Below are 17,568 nucleotides of genomic sequence, written 5' to 3' on the forward strand. Positions count from 1 at the left end.
GAACTGTTGCTGTAAGGAATTATCTGAATTCTGGGGCAATCGTAATGACGAGGCTTATGCCATGCCAACTGTGAAAGGCGAACTGCACACGGAACAGGTACATATCGGGCTTGCGCACGCGAACGCCAAAGCCCCATGAGTTATACAGATTTTTCGTTGACCAATGGTTAATCTTATCGCTGATGATGGCGTATTCGTCAAACACGACGCCATCGACCAGGCGGTCCACCGGCCAGCGGTATTCCGTTGACAAGCCCATCATAAACGGAGACGTCCAGGAACTCGTGTACCCACGCAAAGGGAACCTGGCATTCAACGTTGGGAACGCCGAATAAGGGGCTCCGCCCTTCTCCATTTCCCACATTCCCTGGAATCGGAACTGGAACGCAAAGACGCGACGTTCAAAAAGCGTTTCTACCAAGTTTTCCGGGCGCCACACGCGAAGCGCTTCGTTCAAGGAAAAGTCCGTATAGAACCTTCTTGTCTTTCGGCCTTCTTTTGCAGTAAGCACGTACTTGTCGGCATTCCCTATATAGAAGTATATCTGGTAAAACGCTTCAACACTCACATAATCGTGATTCATGCCGCCATCTTTCAAATCTTCCTTGCGATTTATACCGGAAGCAATAAAGTCATCGGCATCAATACCGCCGTACTTCCCTACCAAATTATAAGTTGTCTTGAGGCTCAGGCGCTGGCCCCTTGACGGTGCATAAGGGAAATCCAGGTTATCAAAGACAAGGTTCGCGTAAAACGGGATTTCAAAATGGTTCTGGTAAAGGGCACGATCTTCAATCGGGAATTTCGGGTCATCCAGCACCGAATCCTTAGTATCCGTAAAATCGGTAATATGGTATTCAAAACCAGTACCAAAACTGAGGTTCAGGTTTCTCGATTCCGTAAGCGGGAACCCAATTCGCCCCGTGAGGTTGATTGTCGTATCGGCCTGCTGAAAAGATTCCCTCGTTCCCGGAATGATAAAGCTATCGTCGCGGTCCATATAGAAGTTGAACCCCATAGACCCGTACATCCGCTTCCCGAACAGCGCTTGTTTTGAATAACGTAATTGCAAATCCACGTCGCTATTGGCATAGAAATGGCCTTCAAAAACCCAATAGTCGCCTTTCTGGAACAAGTTCCGGTGTCGGTAACTCACGCCGATCATCGTGGAGCTCCCGGGCTTCAGGTTGAACACCGGATAAATGAGGATGTTCCTTTTTTCGCCAAAGGTAATCAGGTCCACCGCCTTGTCTGCAACGCCATTATCAACAGCGTAATGCAACGGGGCCGAAATCGGATAGACGAGCGAGCCAAAGAACGGCTGGATAACATGGATAAAGGGCCACGAAATAATTTCGAAAAATGACATAGAACTCGAAGAAGTGTCCTGCACGGTCTCGCGCGACTCCTTCGCGTGCGCAGGCAAACTCAATACACCTACAAGCACCAGTAATGTCACCAAACGTATCATTTCCACCCAAATATATAGTTATATTGAGAGTGATGTTTTCTCTGTTTGCAAAAATAATCAAAAAATTAGCAACCTACCCCAAGATTATCCTTACGGTTTTCTTGGCGATTGGTATCCTAAGTATTTACCCTATCATGCACTTGCGCTGGGATTTGCAATTGCAAGATACCATCACAAGCGCGCGTGAGCCCAGCAATGTTCAGCAAATCGAAGACGCCTTTGGCGGCCTCGGGAGCCTCATCGTCATTCTGCAATCGGGCGATTCGAGCGCGAACTACCGCATTGCTAAGAATCTCGCGCAAACAATGCAGCAGAGTCCAGAGGTCCACTTTGCGGACTTCGAAACCGACATTGAATTTTACAAAAAGAACAAGTTCCTTTATGCAAGCGAAAGCGACATCGACATCATGGTGCATCGCATTCGCAAGCTCAGGCACGACTACATTTTAAAGAACAACCCGCTGTTCATAGACCTCAAGAGCGCGATAGATTCCATCACGCAAACGACCTCGGAAGAGCGCGAACAGCTTTTAAGCGATCTCGAAAAGAAATATTTCGACAAGCTTTCTACCAGCCATTCCAACAAAAACGGAACTATCCGTATCGTCGAGATTTACCCGTCGCATTCCATTTCGGAATTACAGGCCAACAGGAACCTTTATTCCAAAGTCAAAAGGACTCTTGAAAAAGAAGAAAAGCCAAGCGACTTGAGCATCCATTATGCAGGCAAGGTTTACGAATCCATCCAGACGGGCAAGCGCCTTTTGCCCGAAGCGAAAATGGTCGGGATTGTCACGGCAACGCTTATTCTGCTTTTGCTCATCCTCAATTTCTATAAGCAGCCGCAATTGATTTTTATTTCGGCACTGCCAATTGCAACGCCAATTTTCACGACGATGGCATGCTCGTACATGTTCTACGGGCGCATCAACCTGTTTACGCTTTTGCTTGCCATTGTGCTCCCCGGACAGGCATTGCAGATTATCAACCACGTGCTCAACCGTTACTTCCTTGAACGCGAACAGAAATTGAGCCCGCAACTTTGCATCGAAAGCGCACTCCTCGGCATTGGCCCCTCGACCGCAGTTTCGAGTTTCACTTTTGCGACCTTGTTTGCCAGTCTTATTCTGATTCCGCTGCCGGGCCTCCAGGAACTTGGCGTTCTCGGTTCTACGGGCTGCATTTTGAACTGGGCCATTACGCTCCTTTTCTCGACGGCACTTCTGCAAGTGACACAGCACAAAAAGCCTTTCTCGGTAACGCATGCGCAAATTCATCACAAGCACAGAATTTACATGTTATCGAATCAGGTCAACTGGATTATTTTCTCGATTATCATTGCAGCAAGCCTTGTCGGGCTCTACATCGGCGGAACAAAGATCCACATCCGCAACGATTTCTCGGCAACAGAAATCAACCACAAAGATGCAACTATTGATTCGCTGATTGCACAAACAGGATTCATGAACAAGACGCCTGTCATCGTCATGCTCCCGGACAATACCGAAAGCGAAACATTGCAGATGCGATTCAACGAGCTCAAGAACAAGGGCAAGCTTTCTACGGTCAATTCCATCTTTACGCTTGCACAGTTCTCGCCGAACTTGCAGCAGAGGAAAATGGAAAAGCTCCGCCACTTGCACAACATGGTGACACAGGAATTCCGCGAAGCGCTTTCTAAAAGCGAACTCGACAATCTGGAAAAGGTCGAACAGGCACTCGAATTTGACGAGAGTGACGATTTCGAACCGCCGGAGTACATCGCAAAAAAATTCCGTGACAAGCAGGGCAAGCAAGGGCGCTTTGCGTTCATCTTTACCGACATCGAAGAAAATTATGGTAGCGAATGCACAAAGCTGTTCAAGGAACTCCACCAGATTGAAGGGATTGCCAAGGGCACCTATCAAATCGCAGGGACACCCATTACTCGCGCCATATTCCTCGAAAGAATTACAAACAACATTAGCAGGCCGTTACAGATTGGCGCCATTCTCGTGTTCCTGTTCTTGCTCGTGTATTACAACCGCTTGAGCAGGGCTTTCTTCACGGCACTTCCGTCAGTGTTTGCGGCATGCTGGTTCCTTGCAGCGCTCAACGCATTTGACGTACAGATTTCGGCTTACAGCGCGCTGACCTTCCCGATTTTGATTGGCGCAAGCGTCGATGGTTCCCTCCAATTTTTCTCGGCTTATTACGAGAAACAAACTGGGACCGCGCTTACAATCCTCAGGGACAAGTTCTTTACAATTTTCCTTTCGCAGATGGCCGCGTTCATCGGTACATACGGCATGCTCGTTTCGTCCCACCCGGGGCTTCGCAGCATGGGTTACGTCTCGTTGACAGGGCTTATCTGCATATTCATCTCCCAGTTCACCATCTTTCCCCTCATTGCAGGATCGCTCGACCAATACCGTCTGAGACAGCACAGGAAAAAGGAAGCAAAAAAATGAAATCGCTTTCCGATAGAACGCAAAATATTGCAGCATCGCTCACCGTCGCCATCGACACGATGGCAAAACAGATGATCGCAGACGGCAAGGACGTCGTGAGTCTCGGCGCAGGCGAACCCGACTTTGGAACGCCCACACCCATTCAAGATGCGGCAATCGAAGCCATCCGCGCAGGCAAGACGCGCTATACCGCACCTGTCGGGATTCTCGATGTGCGCAAGGCCGTAGCAAAGAAACTGGAAGACGAAAACGGGCTCCATTACGACGCATCGCAAATCATCATGACAAGCGGAGCAAAGCACGCCGTATTCAACGCGCTCGCCGCATTGATTAACCCGGGCGACGAAGTGATTATCCCCGCCCCGTACTGGGTCACGTATCCGGAACTTGTGAAATGGCTCGGCGGTACGCCGGTGTTTGTTGAAGCAGGCATTGAAAAGAACTTCAAGATTGACGCTGAAGATTTGCGCAAGGCATGCACGCCGCGCACGAAGGCAATTCTTTTGAACAACCCGTGCAACCCTACTGGCGCCGTTTACAGCAAGAGCGAACTTGAAGCACTCGCCAAAGAAATTGTCGCACAGGACATCTACTGTATCTCGGACGAAGTTTACGAATACTTTGTCTACGATACAGAATTTACAAGTGCCGCAGTGTTCCCCGGCATGGCAGAACGCACGATTGTGATTAACGGTTTCTCGAAATCGCATTGCATGACCGGCTGGAGAATCGGTTACGACGCTGCCCCCGCTCCGATTGCAAAGATCATCGGCAAAATCCAGGGACAAGCCACGCACCACCCGAGCAATGTCGCGCAGTACGCCGCCCTCGGCGCACTCAACATGGACAAGAGCAATGTGCACGCCATGCAAGCCGCCTTCCGCAAGCGCAGAGCCTACATGCTCGAACGCACTTCGTTCTTAAAGACAAAGCCGCGCGCACCCGAAGGAGCATTCTACCTGTTTGCACCGGTGAGCGATTACTACGACAAAAAGACTCCGGACGGCAAGGTGATTGCAGGCTCGATTGATTTTTGCAGCGCACTTTTGGAAAGCAAGGGACTTGCGATTGTGCCTGGCGCTGCCTTTGGCGACGACACTTGCGTTCGATTCTCGTATGCAGCAAGCGACGAAAATCTCGCGAAGGCTTGCGACCGCTTTGAAGCGTTCGTGAAAGAATTACAATAACGGACAAACGCGATGTTTCCATTCCGCCTCGTCAATCCAGACCCATCGAAACCGTTTACCATCGGGCGCAAATCGGATAACGTTTTGCAATTTGACAACCTGATGGTTTCGAGGTATCATGCGGTTCTGAATTTTACGGACGGCAAATGGATTTTGCAAAGCTTGACCCAGAACAGCATCACGATGCTGAACGGAAAAGACGTGACGACCGCCGTGATAAACGATGGCGACGTGATTCTCATTGGGCCAAGGCAGTTGCGAGCGACGCTCCGTGGCGCGGATTTGACGCTTTTGATTATGGAGCGCGAAACGGAAAGCGATATGCAGACCGTAACGCTCTCGACGGAATGGAGAGAAATTGAAATTCCTGGAATCGGGAAAGCAAAGTGCCGCAGGATTGTGAGCCGAGATGCGCGAGATGCAGGGAATGCTGGCGGGAATTCTGGTAATGCCCGCGAAAATCGTGCCGAGATCAAGTTCGCGAAAGCGATTGTAGACGAGGGCGGCAAGCGCACACGCACGATTACAATTGCAAGCGGTGACGCCTGCCGTTTCGAATCCGCCGTGATCGGGTTCCGCAATAACGATTTGCTGATTGAAGCGCAAAATTCTGGCTTTGATGTTTTCGCGCAAAACGTGAATGTCTTTGCCGGTAAAAAGCAATTATTAAAGGGGATTGATTTCGAACTCCCCGCCGGCGAGATTCTTGCGATTATCGGGCGTTCCGGACAAGGAAAGTCCTCGCTTCTGAAGATGATTCAAGGCATCAACAGTTGCGACAAGCAAAGCTTTGTGCGCATTGGTGGAGTCGATTACCGCAAAAACGAGATTCGCAGGCGCATTGCAATATTGCCGCAAGACCTGCCGCTCCGCCCGGAGCTGACCGTCGAGGAAACCATTCTCGACGGTGCGCGTTCGTCGATGGACGTGCAGAACTTCAAGCAAGATGCTGTGGCGCGACTCGAAAAGTTCTGCGAACTTTTCGGGCTGAGCGGACGCAAGCATAACCTCGTGAAGACGCTCAGCGGCGGCGAAATGCGCCGCGTCGCGCTCGCACGTGAGCTCATGGGCAATCCGGGCCTCGTGATTCTCGACGAACCGCTCTCGGGTCTTGACCCGTACAATTCGAGAATCCTTTGCACGCACTTGAAGCAGCTAGCATTCCTCGGTCATACAATCATCCTCACGACTCACAGCTACGAAGCATTGCAGATTGCAAATAAAGTTCTCGTACTGCACCAAGGAGAAGAAGCTTTCTTCGGGACCGTTCAGGCGGCATACACGCACTTCAATACGAACGACCCGCAAGCGCTCCTCACGAGCATCACACAAAGCAAGGCAGCGGAATTCCACGAGAGCTACAAGCACGAGCAAAAAGTACGCGATAGCAAGTATTACTTTGAACGCACCAAGCTCCCCCGCAATTTTGCCTACACCGTGCGCATCACCGCCAAGCAGTGGTTCCGCGACAAAGGCCGCATTGCAGCACTTTTTGTGCAACCCGCGATTATCGGATTTTTACTCTCGCAGATATTCTCCAACCAAAGTTCACTCTGGACCGTTGCCTTCGCGATTATCCTTTGTGCAAACTGGTTTGCGCTTTCACTTTCCATCCGTGAAATCGTGCAGGAGAAAGACATTCTCCGTGACAAGTTCCGCCGAGGCGTTTCTGCACTCTCGACGCTAACCGCCAAATGCACGCTCCCCATTATTTTCACGATGATGCAGACCGCCATTGTATATGCGTTTATCAGTACCCGCATTACCCCCCACCCCCAAATTGCGCTTATCGCCTGCGTTTTCGCCTGCATTGCCATCCCTGCAACCACCGTCGGGCTTTTCACGAGTACGCTCGCCAAGAACACGAGCCAGGCAAATGCCTTCTTGCCACTGCTCATTATTCCGCAAGTCGCCCTCGCCGGAGCCCTCGTGCCGCTCGACCAAATGCAGCCCATTGGCCGCGCCCTTTCCAGCGTCATCTGGTCGCGCTACAACCAAGCATCGCTCCTCAACATTTTGCTAGAACGAAAAGACGACATTTTCAACGCGATTTTCGCCATCGCCATCGCACTTAGTTTCTATATTGTTACTGCAATTTTACTACACAAATTAAAGAAGCCAAGATGATACGTCCAGAACAACCGCTAACTTTTCCGTACCCCTTTAACGAAAACTACGAACTATTGGGAACGCTCGGCAAAGGTGGAATGGGCTATGTCTACAAGGCTCTCGATAAAAGGCTAAACCGCGAAGTAGCCTTCAAGATTCTCGACTCGACCTCCGATGAAGAGGCCATCAAGCGCTTTTACCTTGAAGCACAGGCGATGAAGGAACTCGACCACCAGAACATCGTTCACGTGTTCGACTTTGGCCAGCAGGGCAAGCAGCTCTTTATCGCGATGACTTACGTGCAAGGGATTTCGCTCGCCGAAATTTTGCAGAACAAGAGCAAGCTTTCGTTCGAAGCGATTGAAGTCATCATCAGGCAAATTGCACGCGGTCTCCTTTACGCGCACAGCAAGGGCATCGTCCACCGTGACGTGAAGCCCTCGAACATCATGCTCACGCGCGACAACCGCGTCTACATCATGGACTTTGGCATTTCATACATCCAGGAGATGGAAAAGGAACGTCTCACCCGCACCGGCATGACCATGGGTACGCCCGAATACATGTCGCCCGAGCAGTGCCACGGTGACGAAGTCACGCTCCAGTCCGACATTTACAGCATGGGCGTGATCCTTTACGAAATGACTTGCGGACGTTTGCCGTTCGAAGGCAGCCGTCCTGTGGAAATTGCGCTCAAGCATGTGCAGGAACCGCCTCCGGCTCCAGAACTTTTCCGCGAAGATATTCCGGATGGACTTTCGGCGCTCATCCTCAAGTGCCTCAAGAAAAAGCTGAACGAACGCTTCCACGACATGCAGGAATTTTTGGACGAATGCGACCAGGTGTTCCCGCAGCACGATACGCCGCACCAGAATTCGACTCTCGGCCGCAAGACCGGAAGCCACCGCAGCGTTCCTTCCATTGCAGAAGCAGCCAAGCGATTCGGCAGCAACCTCACTCCGCACAAGCTCATGTTAGTGGCATTCTCGGTGCTGTTCCCGCTTATCGTGATTTTGCTCATGCTGCTCATGTTCACGCACAAGCCGCAGAATATGTTGCACGAAATCGAGTGGAACGAGGTCATTGCGAACTACGAAACGAGAGCCATCGAGCCCGAAATGAAAAAGGGCTACCCGATCGAGAACTTGACCGATGGCGACCTCACCACGGCATGGCTCAACAAGATGCCGCTCAAGCCGTTGAACCCTGTACTCGCCATGTACTTCGACCAGAACACGCTCATCACGAACATAGGCATTGCTGTTGGCTACCAAAAGTCTGTGGACGATGCATTTGGCGACCGCTTCCGCATTTTCAAGAAGCCGCACGCGCTCACTATCGAGACGAAGGATGGGTTCAAGCAACGCGTTAAGCTTGAGAATATCAGGGGGATGCAGTACCCGAACATTCAGGCGGTAGAAACGACGGAGCTCCGCTTCTACCTCGAAGACGTTTACGAAGCCGACAACGACGACTACGCTATTTCGGAAATTCGCCTGCTTGGGATGGAATTGAAATAGCATCACCGTCACCCTGAACGAAGTGAAGGGTCTAGTAAAGTCTTGATATAAACTTAACTGGATTCTTCGGGCTTCGCCCTCAGAATGACGCAGTTGGAATAGCCTCAGAATGACGTGATGAAAACATGAAATGTCACCCTGAACGAAGTGAAGGGGCCAGTAAAGTCTTGTAAAAAGGGGAGCGAATGGTTTTGAAGAAATCGCAAAACAGGTCGAAGGGAAATTTTATCGAGACGCATGCTGTCGCGTACTTGATGCGCGAAGGCTATCAAGTTGTCGCCCGCAATTACGCTTACCATGGCGGGGAACTCGACATTGTCGCTCGCGATAACGGAACGCTCGTTTTTGTCGAAGTCAAATCCGTTTGGAACAGTCAGGAAGGGAACCCAGCCGCCCGCGTGAACGCTCTCAAGCAAAAGAAAATTTGGCAAACCGCTTGCCACTTCTTGGCAACGCAAAAAGCAATCGCGCCCAAAAGCTTCGAAGAGCCTTGCCGTTTCGACGTTCTGAGCGCCCGCGCCTACCAGGAACCGGTCCAGTTTATGCACCTTAAAAACGCCTTCGAAGGGCGCGAAGTCCTCCCGCGGATTTAACGGAAGCATCATCGCGATTAACGCGATTTTCGTCACAGCTTTTTCCCGACTTTTTTTGTATATTATTTCCTCAAAAAGCGAAAATACAGATAAAGAATAATATGCGACTCGAAGTACATCCAGAAAATCCGCAAGCCCGTATCGTCAAGCAAGCGGCCGAAATTCTCGAAGACGACGGTCTCGTCCTCTACCCTACTGAATCCGGCTACGCGATTGGCTGCAACGCCGAATCTTCCAAGGCGATCCACAAGCTTTATGCACTCAAGAAGCCCATGAAAAAGTTCTTCATGGCGCTCATCGTCCCCGATATCCGCTTTGCCACCGGTTACGCCCACGTGAGCAATTTTGCATTCAACATCATCAAGCAGCGCGTGCCCGGCCCGTACACATTCATCCTCCCCGCCGATCCGCACATTGCGCGCAAGCTCGACGTCAAGCGCCCGGAAATCGGCATCCGCATTCCGACGCACCCGTTTTTCAAGGAACTTTTCCAGCACTTTGACAAGCCCATCTTGAGCACCGCCGCCAAGCTGAGCGACGAAGACATCTACGAGACAGACGAACTCTGGAAAACGTTCCAGCATTCCGTAGACATGATGGTGGACTGCGGCAATATCGAAATCAATCCGACAAACGTTGTGAGCCTCGTCGGCGACAGCGTGGAAGTGATCCGCGGAGAACTCGTCTAAAGAGGGAGATGCCCGATCAAGTCGGGCATGACAAGATATGAGAAAAGGGTCGCACGATGCGGCCCTTTTGCTATACCCGGTTCGCGAGTCGAACGCGAGTTTAATCCTTAGGAGGGACTCGTTCTATCCATCTGAACTAACCAGGCGAGTAAGCGCATGCGAATATAGTAAAAAATGCGCATTTCATCAAGCGGGTTTCTCGTCGCCCGCAGGTTCAGCATTTTCCGGCGTCAGCTTTGTGCGAGCATCGTAGAGCGCTTTAGAAATACGCGTGAACGCTTCGACAATGACGGGGTCAAAATGCTTGCCCGCCCCTTCGGTGATAATCGACATCGCCTTTTCGTAGCTAAAGCCTTTCTTGTACACGCGTTCGGCAATGAGTGCATCGAACACGTCGGCAACAGCCATGATTCGCGCGGAGAGCGGGATTTCTTCGCCCTTGAGGTGGTTCGGGTAACCGGAGCCATCCCATTTTTCGTGGTGGTAGCTCGCCATTTCGATAGATTCCGTCAGGTAATCGGCATCAAACGCGCCCTTGCCATCATCGACAATCTTCTGGAGAATCTTGCCGCCTTCGGTCGTATGGCTCTTCATGATTGCAAACTCTTCGTCGGTCAACTTGCCATTCTTATTCAAGATCAAGTCAGAGACTGCAATCTTACCGATATCGTGGAGCGGCGCAGCCTGCTTGAGCTTGCGAACATAGCCATCCGTAAGTTTGTCCTTAAATTGGCCTTCGGCTCTAAGTTCTTGCGCGATAGCTTCCACATATTCGGCCGTCTTTTTAATATGGTCCCCCGTATTCTTATCGCGGGCTTCAACCATCTCGGCGAATTCCATAATGAGGACTTCTTGCATCCGCTGAATACGTCGATTTTGTTCCTGGATGCTCACGCTTTGCTCATGCACGTTTTTAATAAGGCCAAAAGCAGTCTCTGCCATTGTATAGAGCGATTCGTACAAATGTCCAATTTCATCTTTGGCATTAATCCCGAGGCTTGCCACATCATTCACGGCCTTGCGCATATTGGACAAGTCCAAATTTGCACCCATATCCAAAGCGTAGTTTGCACGCATCGTGGCACCAGAAATTTTCATGGCCGCATAAGACATCTTGTTCACGGGCGCAACAAAGCCATACTTCATAACTTCGATAATCACCATCATGATAATTAGCGAAAGCCCAAAGAACAGCGAAAGGAGCTTGATAAAGAACATCGCCTCGTCGCGGATGATGGATTCCATGGAAATGTCCGCGCCCACGTAAGCAACTGTCTTCCCGGCGGCATTTTTGAGGGGCCTATACACCGTGAGGAGCCAGCCAAACTGGTCATCCGAAATAATGGGTTCAACTTCCTCGCCGTTCAAAAGCTTCGGCAGATATTCTTTAAACGAAGGTTCAATGGCAAAGACTTCGCCCGGTGCGTTAGCCGGCACGCCTTCGGTATCGAGGTCAAAAACCACATGGCAGCCATCAGGCAAAATTTTGTACACATATATATACTTTGTCTGCGAGAAACTTTCTCGGATGCCAGAAAGAACTTCGCGCGTGCGCTGGTAGCCTTCGACCTCGTAACCCCGAGCCAGGTAATCATCCACCTTTTCGGCATCGACGGCAATAGACGCCGCTTCGGTCACGCCATTGGCGATACTGACAAAATTATTGATGCAGTTGTCACGGTACAAGAAAAATCCAATCATGCTCGCAAGCCCGCCCAAAAGGACTTCCGCAATAATCACCATGATTACAACCTTGTTCAGCAAGGAATGGCGAATCGACATTTTGTCCGAAGAAAATCCCTTTTCAGATCCTTTAAGATGGAAGAGCTGGACATCCTTCAGTTCGTCCTTGACACGGCGCGGAATAAACCTGTAAATAAGCGCAGACAACAGAACAATTGCGCTCTTGTCGAAAATGTCAATCACGAAATCGGCAACGAGCTGCGCATTGAAGCGGTTCCAGTGAAAAACGTCGTGGAACGCAATCGCGAACGGCGCAGAGATGCCCTCGCCAAAATTGAACCCGTACAAAGCGTAAGTAAAGATGGAGCCAATGCCACCGCCAATCAGTGCGAACAGCAAAATGACAACAAGCAACTTCCAAATGCTGTGGAAGAACCCGCGTCGGAAAAGGAATGTCGCAAGCGTCGCAATTAAAATGCTCAGGACGCCATAGTAAGTCGCGACCGGCTCGGAAATTCCATTGATGGCATTCACGCTAAAGCCAACGATGACCGCAGGCAGGTAACCGCCGAGCATAGCCGTAAGCACGGTGCCCAGGCAGTCCAAGAACAAGGGAATTCCGAAGAAAATTGCAAGCTTAGCGGGGATAACGTTCAGGAGCAACCCCACAAGCATCAGTAGCAAAGCATTCCTCGAACGCGAGAAAAAAACACGGACCAAGTCCCACAATTTTTTTAGGTTTTGCTTCAATTTCAAAACGTACTTTCTCATGCCCAGATTCTTCCTTTTAACTTACATAAGATAAATAAAAAATGGGTAGCCAACACGGATTTGCTATAAAAAGATCATATAAAAAGGAGATGCCCGCTCAAGGCGGGCATGACAATGCAAGAAGCCCGCGCGGAGGCGGGCTATCAAGACTTGACTGGATCTTTCACGGCTTGCGCCGTTCAGGATGACGGAGAGGATTAGCGGTATTCGAACTTGGCTTCGAAGAGGTGCTTGCAGTTATTGCTGTCGTTACCCCAATGCTCAGACGAACCGGCAAAAATCTGGATGCCGAGGTCTGCGGCCCCGGCCACCAAGCGGCTCATGCCAGCAATGCGCCAGATGCCACGAAGAATGTCATCGCATTCCTCACGGCTCAGCTTGCAGCCATTCGTCTCGCCACGGTGCATGTACAGACCATCGTGAATAAACGGTGCAGCGTTGTAGACGTCGTCGCCCTTTTTGATATCGGGAACAAAGCTCTGGGCAAACGAAGGCGAAGACGCGCCGTCAGACATGAAGCCTCTCTTGAAGCGAACGGTCAGCATAAAGTCACGGAACTTTTTATCGGCCTTGGTATAGCGCGAACCCTTGACATACACGTAACGGTCCAACTTGAAGAAATACATCTTGCCGTTACCTTCGAATACAAGCGGATAATCAATCTCGACAGATTCCACGGTGATGGAATTGCGATCTTGCTGAAAATTCTTTCGACTCGTCATCTTGTCGATAAACATCTTTAAGTTAGCCATAAGCTCCTTCTTCGCGCAATGTTATTGTTACACACAGGGTAAAAGATACTAAAAATACAGGGTTTTCAAAACACAGCAAAAATTTTTATACGTTACTAATAGGGTCTAACAAAGGCTTCTGATAATAATTATTAATTACTATCGGGATCATCTATTAAATTTTCAGCTTGTTCTTTTTTTATAAAGGGTTTATTAATATTTTCCAAAATCCATCCGTAAAGATCTTTATCATGTATGGGAAATTGCAAAGGGCTATTTTGAGAAACATCTAACAAATGACCCATTACATCATACGTAACACAATATTCAGCCGTTCCAAAACTTGAGTAAGGAGTTACAGAATTTTTCATTCTTTTAATACAATCAAATTTACCACAATCTGATTCCAAATCAAGGTTAACATCATTTAAAGAGGGGGTACAATCATTTTGAACACTTATATCACCATTACGCATTTTATTTGCAACCTCATCATCTGAAATATTAAACTTTTTATCAAAAGATGAAGCCCAATCATTCCACAAATCTTTAAATTTACAAGCAACAAATCCATCACCAAGAATTCGGCAATAAAAATTTGTATTATTGGTTAAAAGAGACATATTATTTCTTACACATTGAAAGCGAGCACCTTCACCTGCCAACTTTGTATAAGCATCGCCTTTAACATCCATAATTTTGCTTTTCAAATTTTCTTCAACTATTCTCGAATCATCACTATAACGATTATAATTCAAATGAGTGACATGATTCTGAGCAAATATATTACTTTGTTCTGAATATTCTTTCATACCAGCACTAAAATCATTATCTTTTATTTCTATAACATAGCCATGTGCATCACCAACTTTTTCATCTTTTCCATTTACATTATGAATTATATTTATTATTTCATCTTTAGCGTTTTTCGGTTTATCATTTAAACTATTTAGAATTTCATCTACATATTTGTTAATATTTTTTTCATTAATACGAAAATCAAAATTATACTTCAAAATTAAATCAAATTTTGGATTCTCTCCATAATTTGATTTAAAATTATGCTTAAAAGGACCGAAATAATCAGACAATTTAACATTTTGTTGCTTTTGTTGTTTTTTTTGTTTTTTTTGCGTTTGTTGCTTTCCAAATTTTGAAGACATTTGAGATTTTACATACTCATCCCTTTTTTTTTCCTGATCAACAGCATAATTACCAGCAAATTCTGAAATTGCTTTAATTGCATCCAAACGGTTTGAATAATTTCCATTTACATTAAATTCTTCCCTCTGAAGACATTTTTTTTCTAAATAAACATCAGATATAACATTGGGTTTATATTTACATTGCACAGCCATCTCCCCCATCACATCGGCTTCATGCTCTAAAGCAGCATTATCATTCACAGGCATTCCATTGATGTTCGTTGTGGGAGACACACGACCAGCCATTTGCTGGGCGACGTGCCACGCTTCGTGCGGGAGACATTTTTCTTGGCCGGGCGCAACATGAATGTCGGTTCCCAGCGTGTAAGCAAGAGCCTGCACAGTAGCAGGTTTAGAACTATTGTAATGCACACGCACATCATCCATCGAAAAACCAGAAAGGCTTTCGATACCTGATTTTAAACTGTCAGGCATTCCCGTATTATTCGGTCGCGGAGCCGCAGCACGTTGAGCGGCGGCATTCGCCAAGTCAGCCTTACGCTGGAGGGCTTCGCTTTGCGAGGACACATCGAGAACGGAGGCCACGGAGGGTACATCATTCTTTTGCACGGTTGTCTGAAGTTGTGCGTATTTGGTAGACATGGGGAATTCCTTTTATATTTGTATTCTATTAAAGTTTCATTTCTCTAGAACAACACGCTTAAGTTTTTTATAAAAAAACACCCGTTATACTATTCATAATAATACAAAGCTATTTTTAGGGTTAAAGAAATAAATACGTAGCTAGCACCAAATTTAAATTAACTCAAATTTATCATAAACTAGATTTTTCACTAAAACGATTCCATTCATTCTTACAATTTAATCATTCGATAACGTTTTTAAATACTACAGTTTCAGTCTTCCATTGTGCATTTTATCGAGTAGGCTTAATCCCTCAGAGAGCCCCGTATTTTTAGTGTGTTAACGGTCTTTGCTGGCGTAACCCTAGCCTCATTCTCCCAAACCAATAACAATTTTATACAAAAATAGAACAAATTGACAACTAGAGTCAGACAATCGTTGATGAACCAGCGCCAGATACAGTCCCCCCACCCAAATCTATTAGATTAGCACTCGGTTTTGATGCTATTTTTTCAGTTAAAGTAATCGATTCTAAATATCCTTTGCGAAATTTTTTATCTATCACTAAATACCCTTTTACTATTTTGGTTGAATCATTTGCGGAAAAATGAGCAGGAGCTCCTTTATCACCGGCATTAACCTTTGTACCTAAATTTTCAAAATAATTTCCCAAAACAGGCTTTCTATTTCCATTAACAACTACTTTGCATAGTATGTTTTCTTTAATCTTTTTCCCTTGCAATGCATTCCTAATTTCGTCATTTGTAATATCAAACTTTTTATTAAAAGACCATCCCCATGATTTACATAAATCTGAAAATTTCACTCCACAATCACCAAACCAAAAAACGGTACTATCATTTAAATTTTGCATATTATTTCTAACACATAAAAAACGAGCGCCTTCTCCGGCCAATTTAGTATAAGCATCAGGAATGGAACCTTTAAATTCATCTTCGCCATATCTATATTTATCATCAGGTCCTTTTCTATATGTATCTGCAAGAATAGATTGTTTAGATTCTGGAAATTTTTCGTGTTCATTGCTATATTCATTATTATTTGTAGTTTCTCCCCAAACCATTACCGCGTTTCGCCAGTTTGTCGAAGACCCTTTTTTTGTTTTAGAAACATCTACAATATACCCTGGACCACCAGCCACGTCCATGGCAGTTCCTTTCCTTGAAACCCCTTTTGCTCTAAAATCATATTTTAATTTTAAAATAACATTGTTATTCGAGCGTCTTGTTGTATAAATAGCAGGTATAATAGCGTAAAAATGTTCATTAGGTTTCAAAGATAGCCCCCCTAAGCGACCCGCTTCCGCAGCTATTTCCTGTAAAGCTTTTACTTTTTTTATAGAACTATTGTCAGAGCTTGTCGTACCACAAACAGGAGTTATTCGTTCAATTGTTGAATTATTTGTCAAAGTGCCATCAGGAGTAGTTGTCAATGGTGATGGTGGTCTAGAGGGGGTAAAGATGCCATAGTCACTTAATTCGGATAAGTTAGGCATTCTTTGTACACTGTATATATTCAAAGATTTATCACTTTTGATACACATTTTTTCTTTTCTCTGCGTTACCGCCTTCACTCCCATTACATCGGCTTCATGCTCTAGCGCAGCATTGTCATTGACCGGCATACCGTTGATATTCGTAGTTGGAGAAACGCGGCCGGCCATTTGCTGAGCAACATGCCAAGCTTCGTGTGGGAGGCATTTTTCTTGACCAGGGGCAACATGAATGTCCGTTCCCTGAGTATATGCAAGAGCCTGCACTGTAGCAGGTTTAGAACTGTTATAATGAACTCGCACATCGTCCATCGAAAAACCAGAAAGGCTCTCGATACCAGATTTTAAATTGTCAGGCATCCCCGTATTATTCGGTCGCGGAGCCTCAGCACGCTGTGCTGCATTATTCGCCATATCCGCCTTGCGCTGGAGGGATTCGTTTTGAGCGGACGAATCAAGGACAGAGGCGGCTTTAGTGTCAGTGGCCTTTTGGACGGTAGAAGACTTTTGTGCGTATGTAGAGTTCATAAGGATGTCCTTTTATTGCGAGTACGAGAATTGACTGGATCCTTCCGCCTTCGGCGTCAGGATGACGAGGCGCTACAGGGTGACGAGAGGGAGGTTCCCGCTCGGAGGCGGGAATGACAACGCATTACCAAGTGGCGATTTGGGGGCGGGTGGGCGGGTCTCTATTACGCGAGTTCTTCCTCGTCGGGGATGGCTTCGCGCTGGATGAACTTGCCTTGGACGGGTTCTTCCTCTTCTTCGAGAGATGCGCATTGGATTGCGCCACCCATCATGTCGGCTTTGCGCTGGAGGCTTGCGCCTTGTGCGGAGGAGTCCATGATGCTTGCGGCGTTGTGGGAGGCCATGCGTTGGATGGAATCGGATTTTTGAGCGTATGTAGAGTTCATATTTATTCCTTTTGTTAAACTGTGTAAGGTGATGCCGGAACGGAGTCCGGCATGACATTGTCAAGCGAGACTTCACTGGATCCTTCCGCCTTCGGCGTCAGGATGACGGTGCAAGGAGGCGGTTTGGGGGCGGGTGGACGTGCCAAA

The 17,568-nt window shown here is 47.5% G+C and carries 11 protein-coding genes, 1 tRNA gene and 2 pseudogenes; 6 read left to right on the top strand and 8 right to left on the bottom strand.

Translation table 11 applies throughout. The features are described from left to right. Nucleotides 1-19: 19 nt before the first annotated feature. Nucleotides 20-1,471, bottom strand: a complete 1,452-nt coding sequence (locus tag B7991_RS01025) for a BamA/TamA family outer membrane protein (protein WP_254917792.1) — start codon at nucleotides 1,469-1,471, stop codon at nucleotides 20-22. 32 nt (nucleotides 1,472-1,503) lie between these two features. On the opposite strand from B7991_RS01025, the gene B7991_RS01030 reads away from it, so the two are divergent. From B7991_RS01030 to B7991_RS01055, 6 genes are all read left to right on the top strand, one after another. After that, nucleotides 1,504-3,921, top strand: coding sequence for an MMPL family transporter (locus tag B7991_RS01030; protein WP_088629197.1), 2,418 nt, complete (start codon nucleotides 1,504-1,506; stop codon nucleotides 3,919-3,921). Continuing rightward, nucleotides 3,918-5,108 (top strand): pyridoxal phosphate-dependent aminotransferase, encoded by a 1,191-nt coding sequence (locus B7991_RS01035; protein ID WP_088629198.1) that lies wholly within the window; start codon nucleotides 3,918-3,920, stop codon nucleotides 5,106-5,108. Before B7991_RS01030 ends, B7991_RS01035 begins: the two co-directional genes overlap by 4 nt. A 12-nt stretch (nucleotides 5,109-5,120) precedes the next feature. Then, nucleotides 5,121-7,235, top strand: coding sequence for an ATP-binding cassette domain-containing protein (locus tag B7991_RS01040; protein WP_088629199.1), 2,115 nt, complete (start codon nucleotides 5,121-5,123; stop codon nucleotides 7,233-7,235). Continuing rightward, on the top strand, nucleotides 7,232-8,737 hold the full coding sequence (locus tag B7991_RS01045) for a serine/threonine-protein kinase (protein ID WP_088629200.1): 1,506 nt from the start codon (nucleotides 7,232-7,234) through the stop codon (nucleotides 8,735-8,737). Before B7991_RS01040 ends, B7991_RS01045 begins: the two co-directional genes overlap by 4 nt. Before the next feature lie 185 nt (nucleotides 8,738-8,922). Continuing rightward, entirely contained in the window at nucleotides 8,923-9,330 is a 408-nt protein-coding gene (locus B7991_RS01050; protein ID WP_088629201.1) for a YraN family protein, read from the top strand. Nucleotides 9,331-9,431: 101 nt separating this feature from the next. Continuing rightward, the gene (locus B7991_RS01055; protein WP_088629202.1) at nucleotides 9,432-10,019 is read left to right on the top strand and encodes an L-threonylcarbamoyladenylate synthase; all 588 of its coding nucleotides are present in this window, start codon (nucleotides 9,432-9,434) and stop codon (nucleotides 10,017-10,019) included. Between the two features lie 73 nt (nucleotides 10,020-10,092). Here B7991_RS01055 and B7991_RS01060 read toward each other — a convergent pair. From B7991_RS01060 to B7991_RS15040, 7 genes and pseudogenes are all read right to left on the bottom strand, one after another. Further along, a tRNA-Arg gene (locus B7991_RS01060) sits at nucleotides 10,093-10,165 on the bottom strand. Between the two features lie 40 nt (nucleotides 10,166-10,205). Continuing rightward, nucleotides 10,206-12,377 (bottom strand): HD-GYP domain-containing protein, encoded by a 2,172-nt coding sequence (locus B7991_RS01065; RefSeq protein WP_254917819.1) that lies wholly within the window; start codon nucleotides 12,375-12,377, stop codon nucleotides 10,206-10,208. Nucleotides 12,378-12,670: 293 nt separating this feature from the next. After that, entirely contained in the window at nucleotides 12,671-13,225 is a 555-nt protein-coding gene (locus B7991_RS01070; protein WP_088629204.1) for a DUF1353 domain-containing protein, read from the bottom strand. Between the two features lie 1,340 nt (nucleotides 13,226-14,565). Next, nucleotides 14,566-14,862, bottom strand: a pseudogene (locus B7991_RS15210) (DUF4157 domain-containing protein); the annotation flags it as partial. Nucleotides 14,863-16,579: 1,717 nt separating this feature from the next. Continuing rightward, nucleotides 16,580-16,885 (bottom strand): annotated as a pseudogene (locus B7991_RS15215) (DUF4157 domain-containing protein); the annotation flags it as partial. A 314-nt stretch (nucleotides 16,886-17,199) separates the two neighbouring features. After that, the gene (locus B7991_RS01085) at nucleotides 17,200-17,421 is read right to left on the bottom strand and encodes a hypothetical protein (RefSeq protein ID WP_088629205.1); all 222 of its coding nucleotides are present in this window, start codon (nucleotides 17,419-17,421) and stop codon (nucleotides 17,200-17,202) included. Nucleotides 17,422-17,435: 14 nt separating this feature from the next. Beyond that, the gene (locus B7991_RS15040; protein WP_254917793.1) at nucleotides 17,436-17,567 is read right to left on the bottom strand and encodes a hypothetical protein; all 132 of its coding nucleotides are present in this window, start codon (nucleotides 17,565-17,567) and stop codon (nucleotides 17,436-17,438) included. Nucleotide 17,568 lies beyond the last annotated feature (1 nt).

The organism is Fibrobacter sp. UWB3 (assembly GCF_002210405.1).
Lineage (GTDB): Bacteria > Fibrobacterota > Fibrobacteria > Fibrobacterales > Fibrobacteraceae > Fibrobacter.

Bases quoted from the DNA above. Each gene is read 5' to 3' on its own strand.
- B7991_RS01085 (WP_088629205.1), bottom strand. From the start codon at position 17,421: ATGAACTCTACATACGCTCAAAAATCCGATTCCATCCAACGCATGGCC.
- B7991_RS01050 (WP_088629201.1), top strand. From the start codon at position 8,923: ATGGTTTTGAAGAAATCGCAAAACAGGTCGAAGGGAAATTTTATCGAG.
- B7991_RS01065 (WP_254917819.1), bottom strand. From the start codon at position 12,377: ATGCTTGTGGGGTTGCTCCTGAACGTTATCCCCGCTAAGCTTGCAATT.
- B7991_RS01030 (WP_088629197.1), top strand. From the start codon at position 1,504: ATGTTTTCTCTGTTTGCAAAAATAATCAAAAAATTAGCAACCTACCCC.
- B7991_RS01035 (WP_088629198.1), top strand. From the start codon at position 3,918: ATGAAATCGCTTTCCGATAGAACGCAAAATATTGCAGCATCGCTCACC.
- B7991_RS01040 (WP_088629199.1), top strand. From the start codon at position 5,121: ATGTTTCCATTCCGCCTCGTCAATCCAGACCCATCGAAACCGTTTACC.
- B7991_RS01025 (WP_254917792.1), bottom strand. From the start codon at position 1,471: ATGATACGTTTGGTGACATTACTGGTGCTTGTAGGTGTATTGAGTTTG.
- B7991_RS01045 (WP_088629200.1), top strand. From the start codon at position 7,232: ATGATACGTCCAGAACAACCGCTAACTTTTCCGTACCCCTTTAACGAA.
- B7991_RS01055 (WP_088629202.1), top strand. From the start codon at position 9,432: ATGCGACTCGAAGTACATCCAGAAAATCCGCAAGCCCGTATCGTCAAG.
- B7991_RS01070 (WP_088629204.1), bottom strand. From the start codon at position 13,225: ATGGCTAACTTAAAGATGTTTATCGACAAGATGACGAGTCGAAAGAAT.